Source organism: Halomarina rubra, from assembly GCF_023699475.1.
Classification (GTDB): Archaea; Halobacteriota; Halobacteria; order Halobacteriales; family Haloarculaceae; genus Halomarina; species Halomarina rubra.
This window is the reverse complement of sequence record NZ_JALXFV010000003.1, coordinates 660,923-679,096: the sequence shown is the minus strand read 5'-3', so window position 1 is coordinate 679,096 and position 18,174 is coordinate 660,923. Positions and strand designations below refer to the sequence as shown.

The following is an 18,174-nucleotide window of genomic DNA, read 5'->3' as shown; positions in this document are numbered from 1 at the left end:
CGGAGACGGACGGCGGTGAGCCGGTAACGTATTTGTCACGACGTCGCCGACGGGACCTATCGCGCGACACGCACGGAGCAGTCGACTACTCGTGACCGGCAGCTTGCTCGCCGTCGTGGTCGGGACGTACCTGCCGTGGCTGCGTCGCAGCGAGCGCCCCCCCGGCGAGTCGCTCGTGCTGTCGCTGTTCCGGGCCGGCGTCGAGACCGGATTCGGTGGTCTCGACGTGGTCGTCCTCGGACTGGTCGCCGGCGTCCTCGTCGCTCACTGGAGCGACGGCCGGGACCGTCTGTGTGCCAGTGTCACGCTGCTGGTCGGCGTTCTCCTCGTCCTACTCGCCGTCGGGTACTTGTTCGCGGCGGCGAGCGTCGGCCACAACACGAACTACAGCGTCGAACTGGGCTGGTACCTCAGCGTCCTCGGCGGAGCGGTACTGGCCGTGGTCGGCGGGGTCGGCCTGTCCGAGGAGGAAGCCGCCGAACCGGTCGGCGACGACGAGACGGTCGAACGGCGCGAGCACGCCGAACCGGCGACCGAGTGAGGGCGAGGACCTACTCGACGGTCAACTCCATCGACTCGAACTGGAGGAACGCCGTCTCGTAGCCCTCGTGGCGGGAGACCTGCGGAGGCGTCGTCGGCGTGAGCGTCACGCCGTCCCCGGACTCGACGGCGACGCTCGCACCGTAGTGATAGCCCAGGTCGGGGTCGAGCGTCCGCGTCAACGACCCCTCGAACACGGTCTCCCCCCCGCGGGTGACCGTCGCGTCGAGGCCCATCGCGGGGAGAGTGAGTCGGTTGTACCGCGTTCGGGCCGAGACGGCGAGGTAGCCGTCGCCGTCGACGCCCTCGGGCGGTGAGTCGAGCGCGACCGTCGCGAAGTCGGCGTCGTCGCTGCGGGGCGTCCCGAGCAGCCTCCCGGGCAGGGCCTCGGGTTTCGGGGCGACCAACTGGGGCAACATCCCCATCTCCATCGGGGCGAGCGCTCCCGCCGTCCCGGCCCTGTCGATGGGTCGTGAACTGACCTGCTCCTGGCTCTCCGGGGTGAACTCCAGCGGGATGTCGACGCTCGCCGGGTCGCCGAACCGGCCCGCGAACGCTCCCGTCCGGCGCGTGCTCATCCCGCCGACGCTGAGCGTCGCGGTGTACGTCCCGTCCTCGGGGAGCGTGAAGTTCCCCCCGTAGTGAAACCCCATCGGCTGACTGAGCATCGGGTAGATGACCTCCTGGCTCAGCGACTCCCCGTCGCGGGCGAGTTCGACCGAGAGACCAGTCTCCGGGAGCACCGTCTCCGTCTCGGGGTCCCAGATGACGGCCATCAGGTGAACGCTGTCCTCGGTCGTCTTCTGCGTCGTCTCGACCGTCGACCCGGTGACCGTCCAGAAGGTGTGGGGGACGGTGAACATCAGTCCGAACCGGTAGTCGCCCGCGGTCGCCGTCCCCTGCATCGCCATGGACTCCACGAACGACTGGACGTAGACGCCCGCGGGTTTCTCGGGAGTAGCGGTCCCGCTCGTCGTGTTCGTCGGCGTCGTACCGGGCGTGGGGGTCCCGGTCGTCGCGTCGGTCGGGTTCTCGTCGCCCGTCGAGTCGGCACAACCGGCGAGGAGCAGCGAGCCAGTGACTCCGAGTCCGCCCTGGAGGAAGTGACGGCGTTGCATCGTTCGGTCCTAGCGAATCACGAACATAAGTTCCCGTAGTTCGACCGTCGAACGCCTCGCCCCACGAGTCGCCCGTCCACCGCTCTCGTGTGACGAGCGGACCGTTCGGTAGCGAGTGCGACCTGGAGACGCCGATTTCGAACGAGTTCGTACGGTGACGTGGACGACGGGCGACTCGCGTTCCCGAGAGCGGTACACTAGTGAGCGCGATATCAAACTCGTTAGAACGAGGTCGGTACGGCAGCGAACCGACGGCGAGCGACGCGCTACTCGTGCAGGTACGGTTCGCAGAGGAGAGTCGGTGACGAGGCCGTTACCGGAACGCCTCGCGCAGGAAGACGAGCGCGCCCCCGAGCATCGCGAGATTGCCGAAGAACGCCATCCGCTCGCCGTCCCGGTCGTCCTCGTCGGCGTTCCAGAAGTCGTGCATCGTGAACGTGACCGCGGTCAGGAAGGTGACGACGGCCCCCGTCGCGAGGCGAGGGAGTCGCCAGAAGGCGAGACACACCCCGCTGACGAGCATCATCCCCGACGCGAACGGGGCCATCACCTCGGGCATCGGGACGCCCGCTGATTCGGCGTACTCGACGGTGTCGTCCATGTCCCGGAAGTCCTCCGATGCCTGCAACGCGAGGCCGAGGCCGAGCAACACTCTCCCCAGTCGCGACAGCGAGCGGCGCTGGTCGGTCGTATCCGATGGTTCGTCGGCGGCAGCCATACCGACCAGCACTCGCGGCAGTCTCAAAACTCTAGTCGACGAACGGGACGCACCGCGGCGGTCGTCGCGGACTCCGCAGGGACGCTCGAAAGACCGACCGACCGCGTCGAGTGCGGCCGACGCCGGCGCTCAGAAGTAGCGCGCGGCGATCTGGTCGGCGGTTCGGAGTGCGAGCGCCTGGCCGGTGTTCGTCGGGTTCGGCCCGCCGATGCCGTTGGCCATCGCGGAGTGGTCGGCGACGAACAGTCGCGAGACGTTCTTCGCCTCGGCGCTCGCGTTGAGCACCTTCCCCATGCGCATCGACGACTGCATGTGCAAGAGGAGCGGCGGCCACTCCGCGCGGTGGACGTGGGACGCGCCGGCCTCGCGGTGGATGCGGGCGGCGATGCGCGCGAGTTCGTCGCGCTTGGCGTCGTCGTCGGGGTGCGGTTCCCACTTCACCTTCGGCACCGCACCGTGTTCGTCGCTGAACGTGTTGTCCAGCGAGACGCCGTTGTCCTGTCGGGGCAGGTCGTCGGTGAGGATGAGCAGCGCCTTCGTCTGGCGGTAGTTCGACATCTTCCGTTTGAGTTCCTCGCCGACGAGGTAGCCGCGGGTGTCCCACGGCTCGTCGGGGTCGGTCGGCGTGTCGAAACTGTAGCCCGCCTCGGTGAACAGGTAGTCGGCGTAGGAGACGAGGCCGGGTGACATCCCGATGTCCTCCATCCCGCCGACGCCGGGTTTGTCGAACCTGACCGCGGAGTTCTGCCCGATGTACGGGTCCATGTGCTCTTCCTCGGGGTTGATGTTCGCGACGGTGTCGTCGTCGTAGACGCCGACGACCCAGTCGAACCAGTGGGTCGTCAGGCCCTTGCCGACCCAGCCGTCGTCCGGGAGGCCCGAACTGAGCCAGAGTCGCGGCGTCTCGATACAGCCACCGGCGAGCACGACGGTGTCGGCCGAGACGCGCTGGGACTGCCCGGACCACGAGTCACGGAACGTCACACCGGTCGCTTCGAGCGTCCCCGCGCCCTCTTCGGTGTGGACGTCGGTGACGAACGCATTCGGCCGGATGGCGACGCTCCCGGCGTCGGGTTCGTCGTTCGTGTCGAGCGCTCGCGGCACCCAACTGACGTTCGCGGACTTGCGCGCCTTCTCGCGGACCGGCGCGTCGACGGGCGTCGACGAGCCCTGGAAGTGGTCGCCGACGAGCGTGTCGCCACGGAAGCCGTCGTCGTAGCTGAACGATCCGTCGTAGTCGGCGTCGAGCGGTTGGCCGTTCGACGTCTCCTTGCCGGGGACGGAGACGGCGTTGGCCTGCGGTCGCCACCCCGTCGAGACGACGTTCTTCGTGTCGATACGGTCGTAGCCCGCACCTTTGGCCCCCTCGATGAACACCTCCTCCTTGGCGGTCATCGGTGCCTGCTGGGTGTGGGTCACCTCCTCGTTGAGCTGGTAGTACGGGACGAGGTCCTCGTAGGAGATGGGCCAGTGGGGCTGTTCGTCGATGGCGTGGGGGTACGCTCGCGGGTGGTTCGCGAAGTAGTGCAGCGAGGTGCCGCCGACCGCGCCGACCTGCCAGATGAACGCGTTCTGATGCAGGTTGCGGAACCACGGCGCGCGCGAGTGGTCGGCCGGTCCCACACGCAGGTAGCCCCAGGTCGGGTCGTTGGCGTCAGCCTCGCGGTGGGTGAACTGCTCGTCGAGCAGTTTCCCGTCGAGGTCGTCGGGGTCGGTGCTGACCGTCCCACCGGCGTCGGCGTGGGGTTTCGGCCACTTGCTGTTGCCGTGCCACGGGCCGCCTTCGAGGATGAGCACGTCGAGACCGTGTTCGCGAGCGAGACGGGAGGCCGCTGCGGGGCCGTCCGCACCGGCACCGACGACGATGACGTCCGGGTCGTTCATCGCCCACCCCCGAGACCGTCGATGACGTCGTCGCCGGTCAGGTCGTCGGGCAGGTTCAACTCGTCGGCGGGCGGGTCGGCGAACCCGCCGGGGACGGCGTGTCGCCAGTTGGCGGCGTAGCCGTCGGCCGGGCCGGGGTAGCCGCTCTGTTGGCGGCTCTGGACCTCGCCGGCGGGCGTCTGCATCTCGCGTTCGTTCGGCGTCGCGGTCTTGGTCGTCCCGTACCCTCCCCACTCGGTGTAGTAGCCGAAGCCGTGGAGGCCGTTGACCGCCATGACGACGTACTTCAGGATGCCGAGGTCGGGGACGAACGGCGAGAGCAACTCGTCGAGGTCGTCGATAATGCTCCCGTCGACGATGGTCCAGAGACAGCGCAGGCGGTCCTCACGGGACAGTTTCGTGAACGTCCCGCCACCGGGGAACTGCTCGTTCGCCGAGACGGGGTCCTCGTTGTTCCCGCGGACGATGAACTCAGCGGCGACGATGTCGAAGACGAGCGTGAACACCGGTGCGTAGGGGTAGTTCTGGAGCACACGGTGGGTCGTCTCGTTGGCCGTCTCGACGACGAGGTCGAAGTCGACGGTACCGCTCCCGTCGGCGTCGACGGCCGATAGCTCGAAGCGTTCGACCGACCCGAACGTCAACACGTCCTCGAGGGCGTCGGTGTCGAGACCGAGGTCCAGCAGGTCGAGCAGGCTGAGGTCGATGAGGTCGACGACGCCGTCGAGAGCGGACCCGAGGAACGGCAGTTCGTAGTCCACCTCGAACATCGCTCGGGGCATGAGCGGTTGCGCCGGGTCGAGTTTCTCCGAGACCATCTCGGCGCGAATCTCCTGGAAGTGGTTGAAGTCCCAGATGAGGAACTTCTCGAGTTCGATATCGAGGCCGCCGGGGACGTGTTCGCCGCCGAGTTCGTCCTCCAGTTCGGGCGTTCGGGGGACGATGGCGTCGACGATGGCCCGGTAGGTGTCCGCCGTGTGAGGGTCGCTCTCGAGCGGGGCGTTCATCGCGGTCCGTGCCTCGGCGAACGTCGCGTTCGACATCGAGAGCGCCGCGAGGCCCCCGACGCCCTTCATGACGTCTCGCCGTGTGACTGAGGTGAGTTTCTCTTTCATAGCTGTCGCTGTCGTCAGAGTCGAATATGGCTGGAACAACTGCGTGCCAACCGTAACCACAACACAGTGCCATCGTTGATTAACTATTGTCCCTAATTATTACGACTAGTGTTAAGAAAGATAACACAATATCTGCCAGCGGAAGCGAGTGTCGGTGCGTCGTGCACGTGGTCGATGCGGGACGGTCGTGCGTTTCGGGGCTCGAACCGGCCGATCTCGCGCGGTTAGGTGACGACGACCTCGACGATGCGCGCGCCGTCGACCACGGTTGCTCGCAGGTCGTAGCCGTCGACGGTGACGGTGTCGTCGGCTTCGGGCGCGCGGCCGAGGCGGTCGAGGACGAGGCCGCCGATGGTCTCGAACCCCTCGCTCTCGAAGTCGGTCCCGAGCGTCTCATTGACCTCGGTGAGTGAGACGCCGCCGTCGATGGTGTAGCCGCCCGCTTCGCGGCGCTCGATGGACGGTTCGTCCGTCCGGATGTCGAACTGGTCGCGGATGTCGCCGACGATCTCCTCGACGACGTCCTCGACGGTGACCAGCCCCTCGAACGCCCCCCACTCGTCGATGACGGCGGCCATCTGACGCCGTTCGGCCTGGAACTCCTCGAGCAACTCGTCGACGAACAGCGTCTCGGGGACGATGACGATGTCTCGCGCGAGGTCGCGGGCGGTGACGGTGTCGTCGTCGCGGTCGAACGACTCGCTGATGCGCAGGATGTCCTTCACGTCGATGAAGCCGACGACCTCGTCGCCGTCGCCCTCGACGACCGGGAAGCGGGTGAAGTCGGCGGCGACGACCATCGAGCGGAGGTCGGGCAGCGGGGTGTCGGCGGGGATGCTCGTCACGTCCGGTCGGGGGCGCATTATCTCGCGGACCGGTGTGTCGTCGAGGTCGAACACGCCGCGGATCATCAACACCTCCTCGGAGTCTACCTCCCCCGCCGCGCCGGACTCGGCGAGGATGGCGAGGATCTCCTCTTCGGTGTGGGTCTCCTCGCTCTCCGATGCGGGGGAGACGCCGACGAGTCGCGTCGAGAGGTTGGCGATACCGTTGAACACGACGATACCGGGCATGAAGAGGTAGTAGAAGAACTTCATCGGCGGGGCGACGAGCAGCGAGATGCGCTCGGCCTCCTGGATGGCGAGCGTCTTCGGTGCCAGTTCGCCGTAGACGACGTGGAGGAAGGTGATGATGCCGAAGCCGATAGCCACGCTCGCCGTGTGGACCGAGGACTCGGGGAGGTACTCGCCGAGCACCGGGTCGATGAGCGCCGCGATGGCGGGTTCACCGGCCCACCCCAGTCCCAGCGAGGCGAGGGTGATACCCAACTGGCAGACCGCGAGGTAGTCGTCGAGGTTGTCGGTCGCCTCCTTGACGATGCCCGCCGACGGTCGGCCCTCGCTCACCATCGTGTCGACGGTCGTCGAGCGCAGGCGGACGAGCGAGAACTCCGCGGCGACGAAGAAGCCGTTGAGGACGACGAGGAACAACGCGAGCGCGATGCGCCCACCCGCGGCGACGACGTCTACCTGCATCGTGACCCCGTCCGGCGGGGCGGTCGTGAGCGAGACGGGACGGACTCGAAGCGGGACATACCGGGCAGTATCCACCTTCGCGACAAAACCGTACCGCACGCGGTCGCCGGCGCGAGGCGAGTCCCAACGTTCTTGTCGACCCGGCGACCAGACCGACTCACGTTGCACAAGGGCTCGTGGTCCCGTCCGTAGGCTCGACACGCCCGCGGGACCGGCTCGCCGACTGTGGACACCCCGCGAGACGACCGGAGCCGTGAACGGTCGCACTCGCGGTTCCGTCACGCTGCTCGGCACCCGGCGACACGCCCCTCGGTAGTACGCAGTGCATCGGCCGGCCGTCCCGGTCGTCACTGTCCAGGGGCACCGCTCGCCCGCTTCTCACCCATCGACCGACGAGACCCTTGCACGCACACTACGACGACCGCTCGTACCGCCGTCACCAGTATCGACGCCACGACCACGGACCACCCACAGCCCACCCCGGAACGCGGCCGGACGGCGAACGGACGACACACGAGGGTGACCGCCCGTGACCGAGGACGTCGAGTCCGCGGCCCACGGCGCGGTGCTCACGTTCTGCGGGATGCTGTTCGCACAGGGCTGTGCGGCGCTGGTCGCGTACGTCCTCGCCGACGAACTCGGCGTCGTCCTGTACGGCCTGTTCGAGTTCGGCCGCCGACTCGTCGGGATGGCGCTCGCGTTCGGCACGTTCGGGTCGGGGAACGCGCTCGTCCGGTACCTCCCAAGCAGCGACCAGGAGCGACGACGACGGCTCCTCGGACTGGCGACCGCGACGACGGCCGTCGCCAGCGTCGCCATCGGCGCGGCGCTGTTCGTCGGCGCGGACCTCCTGAACCGACACACTGTCCAGCACCCGCAGTTCCCGGCGCTGCTCCGGGCGTTCGCCCTCCTCCTGCCTGCGCGGTCGGTGCTCGCGCTGGTCGCGGGCGCGTTCCGCGCGCTGGAGGATGCCGGGACGCAGGCCCTGCTCACGCGGGTCGTCCGGCCGGCGGTCGAACTCCTGGCGTTCGCGGGGGCGGTGTGGCTGTGGCACGACCCGCTCGCCGTCGTCCTCGCCGGAGCGGTCGCGACCGCTGCCGTCGCACTCGGTGGGGCCGGACTGTTCGTCCGCCGCACCGCGATCGCCCCCACGCTCGCCGGGGCGGGAGTCGACGCCCGCGCGTTCCTCGCTCACGCCGTCCCCGAGGCGCTCTCGCGTGTCGGTCACCTGTTCCAGAGCCGCATCGACGTCGTACTCGTCGGCCTCGTCCTCGGGTCGACGGCCGTGAGTGCTTACAGCGTCGCGCTGACGCTGGTGTTCGTCGTCGGCATCCCGCTGTTCGCGTTCAACCAACTCCTGCCCGCCATCGCCGCCCGGCACCACGCAGACGGCGCGACCGACCGACTGAACGCCGTCTACCGGCGCTGTACCCGGCTGACGCTCACGTTGACGATACCGCTCGCGCTCCCGATGGCGCTCTACCGGACGGAGCTGCTCGCGCTGTTCGGCCCCGAGTTCACCCGCGGGTCGACGGTGCTGCTCGCGTTCGTCTGTGGCCGACTCGTCGGCAACGCTGTCGGCGCGACCGGCTGGCTGCTGTCGATGACCGACCACCAGTACCTCCAGCTCGCGAACGACTGGGCGGTCGCCGTCGTCAACCTCGTCGGCAGCTACCTGCTCGTCACGCACGTCGGTCTCGTCGGCGCGGCGCTCGCCACCGCGGGGTCGGTCGCCGTCTCGAACCTCGTCCGCCTCGCACAGCTGTACTGGCTCGAAGACGTCTGGCCGTACGACCGGACGTTCACCGCCCCGCTCCTCGCGGGCACGGCGATGGCGCTCGCACTCCTCGGTACCAGCCGTCTGCTTTCGGGGACCGCGCTGCTCGTCGGCGGGACGACGCTCGGCCTCCTCGTGTACGCACGTTCCCTCTCGCTCGCGGGCGTGCCACGACAGGACCGTCGGTTGGCGAGACGACTCGCCGGGCGGTACCGGACGCGGGTCGCGGCGATTCTCGCGAGAGCGCGTCGCTCGTAGCTCGCGACGACCTCAGGCGTCCAGCAGGTGGAGGTAGTCGTCGAGTTCCAGCGCGAACTCGGCGGCCGCCGGCAGGTCGAGCCAGGAGTACTCGAACGCCATGCCGCGCTCCGCACCCTCGCCGGTGACGACGTGGGTCCACCGCTCGCGCGGTTCGTGGACCGTCGTGTGGAAGAAGTGCCGGACGTAGCGTTTCGGCGGCGAGTCGCGACGGTTCCACACGTCCGTCGCGAGGTGGGTCGTGTCGCCGACGGCCGCCAGACCGCTCTCCTCCTCTATCTCGCGCAGCACGGCGTTCGACGGCGACTCGCCCGCTTCGATGGTTCCCTTCGGGACCTGGAGACGGTCGTCCTCCGCACTCCGGAAGACGAGCAGTGCGCCGTCCTCGCGGGTGATGTACGCGCAGGCTTTCTCGACGTACGTGACGGTCTGGGAGGACATGTTACTCCATCGAGGACCTCGTGTGTCATAAGTGCACACATTAATGAGTTCGGGTGTGTTTAAACACCCGAGTCGAGCCGGACTCGGAGAGCGGGACCCTCCGACCCTCCGACCCTCCGTCCCTCCCCCACGGTTCCATCGTTCGAGGACCCGCCTCGCCGGTCGACCAGTGGAAGCGGAACGCGCGGCCGGTCTCGCTACGCTTACACGGGCAACGGTCCGAACGATGGTCGTGGCAACCGACGCCGGCGCGACGAGGAACTGGACATCGGTGGCGACGGTCGCCGGGTGGCAGACCGCCGCGAGTCTCTGTTACTACACCGTGTTCGCCGCGACGGGCATCATCCGCGAAGAGTTCGGTCTCAGCGAGTCGCTGGTCGGCGTCTTCCTGACGGCGGCGCTACTCGGCTACACGCTCGGCCTGTTCCCCAGCGGGGCCGCCGTCGACGGCTTCGGCGAGAAACGGACGATGGTCGTCGGTCTCGCGGCGCTCGCCGTCGCCGCCGTCGGCGTCTCGCTCGCCCCCTCCTACGGCCTCCTGCTCGGGGCGGGCGGCCTGCTCGGAGCGGCGTACTCGACGGCGATGCCCGCCTCGAACCGCGCCATCGTCGCCAGTTCGCCGCCCGGTCGTCAGGGCCTCGCGATGGGGCTGAAGCAGGTCGGCGTCACCGCCGGGAGCGGCGTCGCCTCGGTGCTCGTCACCGGTATCGCCGCCGTCGCGGCGTGGCAGTTGGGGTTCTGGGTCGTCGCGGCGCTCGCGGGGGGGTACGCGCTCGGCTTCCTCGCGCTGTACGACGGGTCGCGGGGCACCGGGGAACTGTCGCTGCCCGACCTCGACGGCCTCCGGGCGAACCGCCCGTTCCTCCTGTTGGTCGCGGCGGGGCTGTTCGTCGGCGCGTCCATCTTCTCGATGCTCGGCTACACCGTCCTCTACGTCGAGGACGTGGTCGGGGGGAGCGCCGCCGTCGGCGGGGCCGTCCTCGCGCTGACGCAGGTGACAGGCAGCGTCGGGCGCATCGGCGCGGGGAGCCTCGCCGACCGCCTCGGTGGCGCGAGGGGCGCGGCGACGGTCGCGCTCGGCCAGATGGCGCTCGCCGTCGTGCTGTTCGGCGCGCTCGCGACCGGCGACTGGTCGCTCCCGGTCGTCGCCGTCCTGTTCGTCGGTCTGGGCCTCTCCATCCACGGCTCGACGGGCGTGTTCTACTCCTGTCTGTCGGCGCTCGTCGACGACGACGACATCGGCGGGGCGACCGCCGGCGGCCAGACGGCCATCAACGTCGGCGGCCTGCTCACCCCGCCGCTGTTCGGTCTGCTCGTCGAGACCGGCGGCTACGACCTCGCATGGGGCCTGCTCGGAGCGACGACGCTGGCGGCGACGGTCCTGCTCGGGACCGTCCGCCTGCGCACCTGAGCCGCGACGGGGGCGAGCGACGACGATAGTTATTCGCCACGTGGTGCGCTACCGGACGACAGTGCCGAGCGACGGGCGCGGTCGGCCCTCGCGACGCTCGCGATACACGTGACATCCATGACCGAACAACGAACGTGGTGGAAGGAGGCGGTCGTCTACCAGATCTACCCACAGAGCTTCGACGACAGCGACGGCGACGGCATCGGCGACCTGCGGGGCATCACCGAGCGACTCGACTACCTCGAGGAGTTGGGCGTCGACGTGCTGTGGCTCAACCCGGTGTACGACTCGCCGCACCACGACGACGGCTACGACGTGCGCGACTACCGGGCCATCCGCGAGGCGTACGGCGACCTCGACGACTGGCGACGGCTGCTCGACGCGACCCACGACCGCGGGATGAAGCTCATCATGGACCTCGTCGTCAACCACACCTCCGACGAGCACGAGTGGTTCCGCCGCGCCCGCGAGGACCCCGACAGCGAGTACCGCGACTACTACGTCTGGCGCGAGGGCGACCCCGGCGACCCGCCGAACAACTGGGAGTCGTGTTTCGGCGGGCCAGCCTGGACCTACGACGAGGCCAGCGGCGAGTACTACCTCCACCTGTTCGACGAGCACCAACCGGACCTGAACTGGGAGAACCCCGCCGTCCGCGAGGAGATTTACGAGATGATGCGCTGGTGGCTCGACCAGGGCATCGACGGCTTCCGGATGGACGTCGTCAACGTCATCTCCAAACCCGACGGGCTGCCCGACGGCGACCCGACCATCGACTGGACGGGCATCGACCAGGTGTCGGACGGGCCGCGTCTCGACGAGTTCCTCGCGGAGATGGCCGCCGAGACGTTCGACCGCTACGACGTGATGACCGTCGGCGAGATGCCCAACGCGACGCTCGAACAGGTCCGGCGGGTCACCGGTCCGGACGCCCCGCTGGACATGGTGTTCCACTTCGAGCACATCACCCTCGACATGCACGAGGAGGAGGGCTGGTGGCAGGTCAGAGAGTGGAACCTGCGCGAACTCAAGGAGATACTCACGCGCTGGCAGACCGGTCTCGGCGACGGCTGGGACGCCGTCTACCTCGGGAACCACGACTGGCCGCGCGTCGTCTCGCGGTTCGGCGACGACGCTCACCGCTACGAGTCCGCGACGCTGTTCGCCACCCTCCTCCTGACACTACGGGGGACGCCGTACCTGTACCAGGGCGACGAACTCGGCCTGACGAACTACCCCTTCGAGAGCCTCGACGAGATACGGGACGCCGAGACGCTCGGCCACATCGAGGCGGGCGTCGCCTCGGGCCGTATCGACGGGTTCGAGGACGTGAAAGGGCTGGTCCGCGAGCGCTCGCGGGACAACGCCCGCACGCCGATGCAGTGGGACGACAGCGAGCACGCCGGGTTCACCACCGGCGACCCGTGGCTGCCGGTCAACCCGAACTACGCCGAGGTGAACGCCGCCCGCCAGCGCGCCGAGGAGGGGTCGGTGCTCGACTACTACCGACGGCTCGTCGACCTGCGCCACGACAGCGAGACGCTCGTCTACGGCGACTACGAACTACGACTGGCCGACCACGAGCAGGTGTTCGCCTACACGCGGACGCTCGACGACGAGACGCTGGTCGTCGTGCTCGACGTCGGTTCGGAACCGGTCGCGCTCGACGACGACCTGGCCGGCCCGGACGCAGACCTGCTAATCGGTAACTACGACACCCCGGCCGACGACGAGCGGCGACTGCGACCATACGAGGCACGCGTCTACCGGCGCTGACGGCGAGCGACGAGCGTCGGATTTAGTGTGGCCGACGGCTCAGCAGTCGTATGGACCCCGACGTGCTCGTCGCCGGTGAGACGCTCATCGACTTCCTGCCGGCGACCGCCGGACCGCTCGCGACCGTCGAGCGGTTCCGCCGCCGACCGGGGGGTGCGCCCGCGAACGTCGCCGTCGGCCTCGCCACGCTCGGCCGAGCGCCGTGGTTCTGGACGCGCGTCGGCGAGGACCCGTTCGGGGACGTCCTCGTCGAGACGCTCGCCGACCACGCCGTCCCCGACCGGTTCGTCGAACGCGACCCCGAGGCGAAGACGACGCTCGCGTTCGTCGAGCACGCCGCCGACGCCGACCGCGCGTTCACCTTCTACCGCGAGGGGACCGCCGACACCCGCCTCGAACCGGGGACCGTCCCCGACGACGTGCTCGCGTCGGTCGGGTGGGTGTACGTCGGCGGCGTCGCCCTCGCCTCGGAACCGGCCCGGAGCGCGACGTTCGACCTCGCCGAGCGCGCCCGCGAGCGGGGCGCGACGGTCGTGTTCGACCCGAACGCCCGCCCCGAACTGTGGACCGACGACTTCGAGACGGTCGCCGCCCGCGCGTTCGAACGCGCGGACGTGGTGAAGGCGACATCCGAGGACCTCGCGGCCGCCGGGTTCGACGACGGTGGCGAGGAGCACGACGGCGCGGGGCTAGCCGCCGCCGTCCACGACGCCGGCCCTCACACCGTCCTCCTGACCCGCGGGGCGGCCGGGGCAGTAGCGTCCGCGACCGCCGACGCGCCGTGGGGGGCGGCGACGGTCGCCCACCCCGGCTACCGCGTCGAGACGGTCGACACGACGGGTGCGGGCGACGCGTTCACCGCCGGGGCGCTCGCGGCGCTCGCCGACGGGGAGTCGCTCGAACCGGTGCTCGCGTTCGCCAACGCCGTCGCCGCGGTGACGACGACCGCCGAGGGCGCGATGACGGCGCTCCCGGACCGCGAGCGCGTCCGCTCGTTCCGCGCGGAGCGATAGCGGGAGAACGGCGCGAACCGACGTTCAGTCGGTCGTCTGCTGGATGGGGGTGGCCTGCTCGATAGTCCCGTCGAGTCGAATCGCCCGGCCCTCCTCCGAGGAGCGGTAGATGGCGTCGATGACGCGCTGGACGGCCAGGCCCTCGCCGATCGACACCGGGGCGGGGCCACCGTTCCGGACGGCCTCGACGAATCGGCGCTGTTCGGCCCGGTGGGCGGGGTCGTCCCGGGTCCGGACCTGCGTGTCCGCGAAGTGGGCGGCCCCGGTGTCGTCGGTCTCGTACATCGTCAACTCGCCGGCCTCGTGGTCGAACGTCGCCCCGGCGTCGCTGCCGCGGACGACGATCTCGTTGTTCTCGGGGCGGTTCGAGGCCCACGCGACCTCCAGCGAGACGGTCCGGCCGTCCGCACAGCGCAGCATCGCGCTCGCGGAGTCCTCGACGTCGACGACCCCCTCGCCGTCGGTGCCCCACTGTTCGAGGTAGGTGTAGTCCTCGTGGCGACCGAACTCGTTGCGCGTCACGCCGGACACCTCGACGACCTGCGGGTAGTCGAGGACGTGGAGCGCGAAGTCGATGGCGTGGGTGCCGATGTCGACGAGCGCGCCGCCGCCGGCGACCGCCCGGTCGGTGAACCACGACCCGCGGCCGGGGATGCCCCGTCGGCGGACGTAGTTCGCCTCGACGTGGTAGAGGTCGCCGAAGCGCCCCTCGTCGATGGCGTTCTGGAGGACGCGGGCGGGTGCGGCGAACCGGTTGTGGAACCCGACCATGCAGAAGCCCTCGGCGTCGCGGGCGGCCGCCGCGATACGCTCGGCGCTCGCGAGGTCGTGGGCCAGCGGCTTCTCGACCAGCACGTCGACACCGGCGTCGAGGGCGGCGACGACGTACTCCTCGTGGAAGCAGTTGGGCGTCGTGACGACGACGGCGTCGACGGTCTCGAACAGCCGTTCGTGGTCGTCGTGGGTCGGCACGCCGAACTCCGTCTCGAACGCCTCCCGGGCCGCCGGGTCGATGTCCATCCCGCCGGCCAGCGAGACGCCGGGGTCGTCCATCGCGATGGCCTGCAGCTGGGTCGCGTGGTGACGACCGATGTTGCCGAGGCCGACGAGGCCGATTCGGACCGCAGCCGCTCCGTCTGTAGGTTCTGTCGTGTGCCCCATTCGTAGTGCTCGCTCCCCCCTACAACGAGTCCACCGAAAAGCGTACCTCAACACTCATGAAAAACATACTATCGAGACAGTTACACGACTGCGATAGTCAGTAGAGCTGTTGCTCGCGCTCCTCGCGCTCCTCGCGGCGGTCTGCCTCCGCCCGCTGCTCCTCGCGGCCGCGCCGGTACCGTCTGAGCGCCGGCAGGTACCGCCCTCGAACGTCGCGGACGAACGCGGCGATGCCGTACACCCAGAAGAAGAACAGCAGGGTGCCACCGCCGTAGTACAGCAGGGCCGCTTCGTTCATCAGTCGTCGTCCCCCGCTTCGGTCTCCGTCTCGGTCGTCGTCCCCGTCTGAGCGTTCGGCGAGAGACCGTGGCAGATGGCCTGGCCGGTCTCGTCGTCGAACAGGTGGACCTTCGAGCGGTCGAGGACGACCTCGATGTCCTGGTCGACGTCGATGGTGCTGTCGGGCGAGACGCTCATCAGCAGTTGGCCGGCCTCGGCGGCCTCGAAGTCCATCTCCATCTCGTCGGTCGTCACGACGTAGACGAATATCTCGTCGCCCATTGGTTCGATGACGTCCGTCCGGGCCTCGATGGTCATCGACGGGTCGCTCACCGAGGCGCGCTGTTCGGCCGGGTAGACGTCCTCCGGGCGGACGCCGAGCGTGACGCTGTCGCCCGGCGACAGCCCCAGCGACGCCGGGTCGAACTCGATGTCGTAGCTCTCGGAGGTGAACCCACCGTCCGTGACGCGACCCGGAGTGAAGTTCATCGACGGCGAGCCGATGAACCCCGCGACGAACAGGTTCGCCGGTTCGTTGTAACAGACCAGCGGCGGGTCGATCTGCTGGAGTTCCCCCGAGTCGATGACGGCGATACGGTCGCTCATCGTCATCGCCTCGGCCTGGTCGTGGGTGACGTAGATGATGGTCGTCTCCAACTCCTTGTGCAGGCGCTGGAGTTCGGTGCGCATGTGCACCCTGAGTTTCGCGTCCAGGTTCGCCAGCGGTTCGTCCATCAGGAACACGTCCGGGTTCCGGACGATGGCGCGGGCGATGGCGACGCGCTGGCGCTGCCCGCCGGACATCTCGTCGGGCATGCGTTCGAGCATCCCCTCCAGTTGGACGATGTCCGAAGCGCGCTGGACGCGCCGGTCTATCTCCTCGCTGTCGTACTTGCGCAGTCGCAGGCCGAAGGAGATGTTGTCCTTGACGTTCATGTGGGGGAACAGCGCGATGTTCTGGAACACCATCGCGATTCCCCGGTCTTTCGGCGGCAGGCGGGTGACCTCGCGGTCCCCGATGTACACCTCGCCCTCGGTAGGGAGGGTGAGTCCCGCGATGGTCTCCATCGTCGTGGACTTCCCGCACCCCGAGGGGCCGACGAGGCAGACGAACTCCCCGTCTCTGATGTCGAGGTTCATGTCGTCGACCGCCGTGACGTCTTCGTAGCGTTTCGTGACGTGTTCGAGTTTGACTCGTGCCATTATTCTTTCAGTGCTCCTGCGGTCAGTCCGCTGACGATGCGTTCTTGGGCGACGACGACGAGGATTGCCACCGGCAGGACGCCGATGATGCTCGCCGCGGCGAACAGGTTGAACGACGTGGTGTACTGGGTCTGGTAGCTCAGAATCCCACCGACCAGTGGCGACCACTGTTGGGGCTGGTTGCCCAGCGCCATGATCTGCGAGAAGAAGTACTCGTTGTACACGCTGATAAACGTTAGCACCCCTGCGGTCGCCACGCCGGGGGCCGACAGCGGGATGATGACCCGGAACAGCGCGCCGATTCGGGTCGTCCCCTCGACGCGGGCGGCGTCCTCCAGACCGTCCGGAATCTGGCCGTAGAACGTCGTGAGGACGAATATCGAGAGGGGTAAGAACAGCGCGCTGAACGGCAGTATCATCGCCCCCGGCGTGTTCACCAGTCGCGGCGGCGTGAACAGGTTGACCGGACTGCCGAACACCAGTTCGGAGAACGGCACCACCACCGGCGACCCGCCGGTGAAGATGTCGAACAGCGGGACGACGAACGCCGCCGGCGGGAAGTAGCTGATGGCGAGGATGGCGAGCATCAACACGCCCCGACCGGGGAACTCCAGTCGCCCGAAGACGTAGCCCGCGAGGCTCGCGATGAGCAGGACGATGATGGTCGTCGACGTCGCGAGCACGAAGCTGTTGAACATGTAGAGGTGGAACGGCACCTGTTCGAACACTTGGGCGAACGCGGCGACGTTGAACCCCTCGGGCACCGGCGCGGCGAACCCGTTGAGGATCTCCTGATTGGGCGTCAGCGCGAGGACGACCAGCCAGTAGAACGGGAACAGCGTCGTCACGATGAAGAAGAACGCGGCGACGTAGAACATCGCGCGGTACACCTGGCCGGGGTTCTTCATCGACCGGTCGGCCCACCGCGAGAGCGGTCCGTCGCTCTGTGTCGACATCTCAGAACCCCTCCCGGTACTGCTGGTAGATGATGACGCTCACGACCGCCGCGATGATGATGGCCGTCACGAACGCGATGACCGCCGCGACCCCGGTGTTCAACCCGAGGTTCGCGACGACCATACACGACAGCGACGGCACGATCTCGCACTTCGAGGTGGTGTCGATGATACCGTAGACGCGCATCGCCGCCACCGTCCGGAACAGGATGGCGACGCCGATGGTCGGCAACACCAGCGGGAAGGTGATGAGCTTGAACTGCTGCCACTTCGAGGCCCCCGACACCTTCGCGACGTCGTACAGCGAGCGGTCGATGCTCTGGAGACCCGCGAGGATGAGCAGCGCCATGAACGCCGACGTCTTCCAGATGTCGGCGAGCATCACGATGAACAGCGAACTCCACGGGTCGTTGAGCGTGTTCTGCCCGGTGATGATGCCGAGGTCCGCCAGGAACGGCGTCGCGAACCCGATCTGCGGGTGGAACATCAACAGGAAGATCATCCCCTGGATGACGATGGGCACGGCCCACGGGATGATGATGGCGACGCGGACCCACCGGCGGCCCCGGAACTCCTGGTCGAGCACGAGCGCCTGCCCGAGCCCGATGAGCGTCTCGAACAGCACGGTGACGACCGTGAACACGAGCGTCACCATCAGCGAACTCCGGAGGACGTCGGCGAACGAGAGCGAATCGGGGAGGAACGTCGTCGTCCCCGGGAGGAACCCGTTGAGGTTCCCCTCGAACAGTGCGACGTAGTTGTCGAGGCCGATGAACTGCGGGTCGACGTACGGGTCGGAGTACATCGACAGTTCGAGCGTCCGCAACAGCGGGTAGAACGCGATGGCTCCCAGCAGGACGAACACCGGCGTCAACAACAGGTAGGCGAACGCCGTCTCGCCGAGGTTCTCGACCCAGCGGACGACGCCGGAGAACGCGCTGGTGCGCCCTCCCTCTCGCCTGCCTTCGGAGACGGTGTCGGCACTCATG

The 18,174-nt window shown here is 68.4% G+C and carries 16 protein-coding genes; 5 read left to right on the top strand and 11 right to left on the bottom strand.

Annotated elements, in window-relative coordinates:
• Positions 1-91 precede the first annotated feature (91 nt).
• Positions 92-541 carry a hypothetical protein gene (locus M1L36_RS08710; protein WP_250873319.1) on the top strand — a complete coding sequence of 150 codons (450 nt, stop codon included), beginning with the start codon at positions 92-94 and terminating at the stop codon, positions 539-541.
• Positions 542-551: 10 nt separating this feature from the next.
• Here M1L36_RS08710 and M1L36_RS08705 read toward each other — a convergent pair whose 3' ends face one another.
• From M1L36_RS08705 to M1L36_RS08685, 5 genes are all read right to left on the bottom strand, one after another.
• Positions 552-1,658, bottom strand: coding sequence for a DUF7350 domain-containing protein (locus tag M1L36_RS08705; protein ID WP_250873318.1), 1,107 nt, complete (start codon positions 1,656-1,658; stop codon positions 552-554).
• Between the two features lie 313 nt (positions 1,659-1,971).
• Positions 1,972-2,376 carry a DoxX family protein gene (locus tag M1L36_RS08700; RefSeq protein ID WP_250873317.1) on the bottom strand — a complete coding sequence of 135 codons (405 nt, stop codon included), beginning with the start codon at positions 2,374-2,376 and terminating at the stop codon, positions 1,972-1,974.
• A gap of 129 nt (positions 2,377-2,505) precedes the next feature.
• The gene (locus tag M1L36_RS08695) at positions 2,506-4,260 is read right to left on the bottom strand and encodes a GMC family oxidoreductase N-terminal domain-containing protein (RefSeq protein ID WP_250873316.1); all 1,755 of its coding nucleotides are present in this window, start codon (positions 4,258-4,260) and stop codon (positions 2,506-2,508) included.
• A complete protein-coding gene (locus M1L36_RS08690; protein ID WP_250873315.1) occupies positions 4,257-5,375 on the bottom strand; it encodes a hypothetical protein in 1,119 nt (372 codons plus the stop codon). Before M1L36_RS08690 ends, M1L36_RS08695 begins: the two co-directional genes overlap by 4 nt.
• A gap of 224 nt (positions 5,376-5,599) precedes the next feature.
• Entirely contained in the window at positions 5,600-6,910 is a 1,311-nt protein-coding gene (locus M1L36_RS08685; RefSeq protein ID WP_250873314.1) for a hemolysin family protein, read from the bottom strand.
• A 529-nt stretch (positions 6,911-7,439) separates the two neighbouring features.
• Between M1L36_RS08685 and M1L36_RS21565 the strand changes: the two genes are divergently transcribed.
• Positions 7,440-8,945, top strand: coding sequence for an oligosaccharide flippase family protein (locus M1L36_RS21565; protein WP_250873313.1), 1,506 nt, complete (start codon positions 7,440-7,442; stop codon positions 8,943-8,945).
• A gap of 12 nt (positions 8,946-8,957) precedes the next feature.
• Here the strand turns inward: M1L36_RS21565 and M1L36_RS08675 are convergent, their stop codons facing one another.
• Positions 8,958-9,386, bottom strand: coding sequence for an NUDIX hydrolase (locus M1L36_RS08675; RefSeq protein WP_250873312.1), 429 nt, complete (start codon positions 9,384-9,386; stop codon positions 8,958-8,960).
• A gap of 226 nt (positions 9,387-9,612) precedes the next feature.
• On the opposite strand from M1L36_RS08675, the gene M1L36_RS08670 reads away from it, so the two are divergent.
• The 3 genes from M1L36_RS08670 (at position 9,613) to M1L36_RS08660 (ending at position 13,586) form a co-directional block, all read left to right on the top strand.
• Positions 9,613-10,797: an MFS transporter gene (locus tag M1L36_RS08670; RefSeq protein ID WP_305794384.1), complete on the top strand. Its 1,185-nt coding sequence runs from the start codon at positions 9,613-9,615 to the stop codon at positions 10,795-10,797.
• Between the two features lie 117 nt (positions 10,798-10,914).
• Positions 10,915-12,573 carry a glycoside hydrolase family 13 protein gene (locus tag M1L36_RS08665; protein WP_250873310.1) on the top strand — a complete coding sequence of 553 codons (1,659 nt, stop codon included), beginning with the start codon at positions 10,915-10,917 and terminating at the stop codon, positions 12,571-12,573.
• A 50-nt stretch (positions 12,574-12,623) separates the two neighbouring features.
• On the top strand, positions 12,624-13,586 hold the full coding sequence (locus M1L36_RS08660) for a carbohydrate kinase family protein (protein ID WP_250873309.1): 963 nt from the start codon (positions 12,624-12,626) through the stop codon (positions 13,584-13,586).
• A 24-nt stretch (positions 13,587-13,610) separates the two neighbouring features.
• Here the strand turns inward: M1L36_RS08660 and M1L36_RS08655 are convergent, their stop codons facing one another.
• The 5 genes from M1L36_RS08655 to M1L36_RS08635 all read right to left on the bottom strand — a co-directional run bounded on the left by M1L36_RS08655 (position 13,611) and on the right by M1L36_RS08635 (position 18,173).
• Positions 13,611-14,747 carry a Gfo/Idh/MocA family protein gene (locus M1L36_RS08655; protein WP_250873308.1) on the bottom strand — a complete coding sequence of 379 codons (1,137 nt, stop codon included), beginning with the start codon at positions 14,745-14,747 and terminating at the stop codon, positions 13,611-13,613.
• A 97-nt stretch (positions 14,748-14,844) separates the two neighbouring features.
• Positions 14,845-15,045, bottom strand: coding sequence for a DUF8005 family protein (locus M1L36_RS08650; RefSeq protein WP_379819811.1), 201 nt, complete (start codon positions 15,043-15,045; stop codon positions 14,845-14,847).
• Positions 15,045-16,229 carry an ABC transporter ATP-binding protein gene (locus tag M1L36_RS08645; RefSeq protein WP_250873307.1) on the bottom strand — a complete coding sequence of 395 codons (1,185 nt, stop codon included), beginning with the start codon at positions 16,227-16,229 and terminating at the stop codon, positions 15,045-15,047. The genes M1L36_RS08650 and M1L36_RS08645 overlap by 1 nt, the downstream gene beginning before the upstream one ends.
• A complete protein-coding gene (locus M1L36_RS08640; protein ID WP_250873306.1) occupies positions 16,229-17,185 on the bottom strand; it encodes a carbohydrate ABC transporter permease in 957 nt (318 codons plus the stop codon). The genes M1L36_RS08645 and M1L36_RS08640 overlap by 1 nt, the downstream gene beginning before the upstream one ends.
• 1 nt (position 17,186) lies before the next feature.
• The gene (locus M1L36_RS08635; protein ID WP_250873305.1) at positions 17,187-18,173 is read right to left on the bottom strand and encodes a carbohydrate ABC transporter permease; all 987 of its coding nucleotides are present in this window, start codon (positions 18,171-18,173) and stop codon (positions 17,187-17,189) included.
• Position 18,174 lies beyond the last annotated feature (1 nt).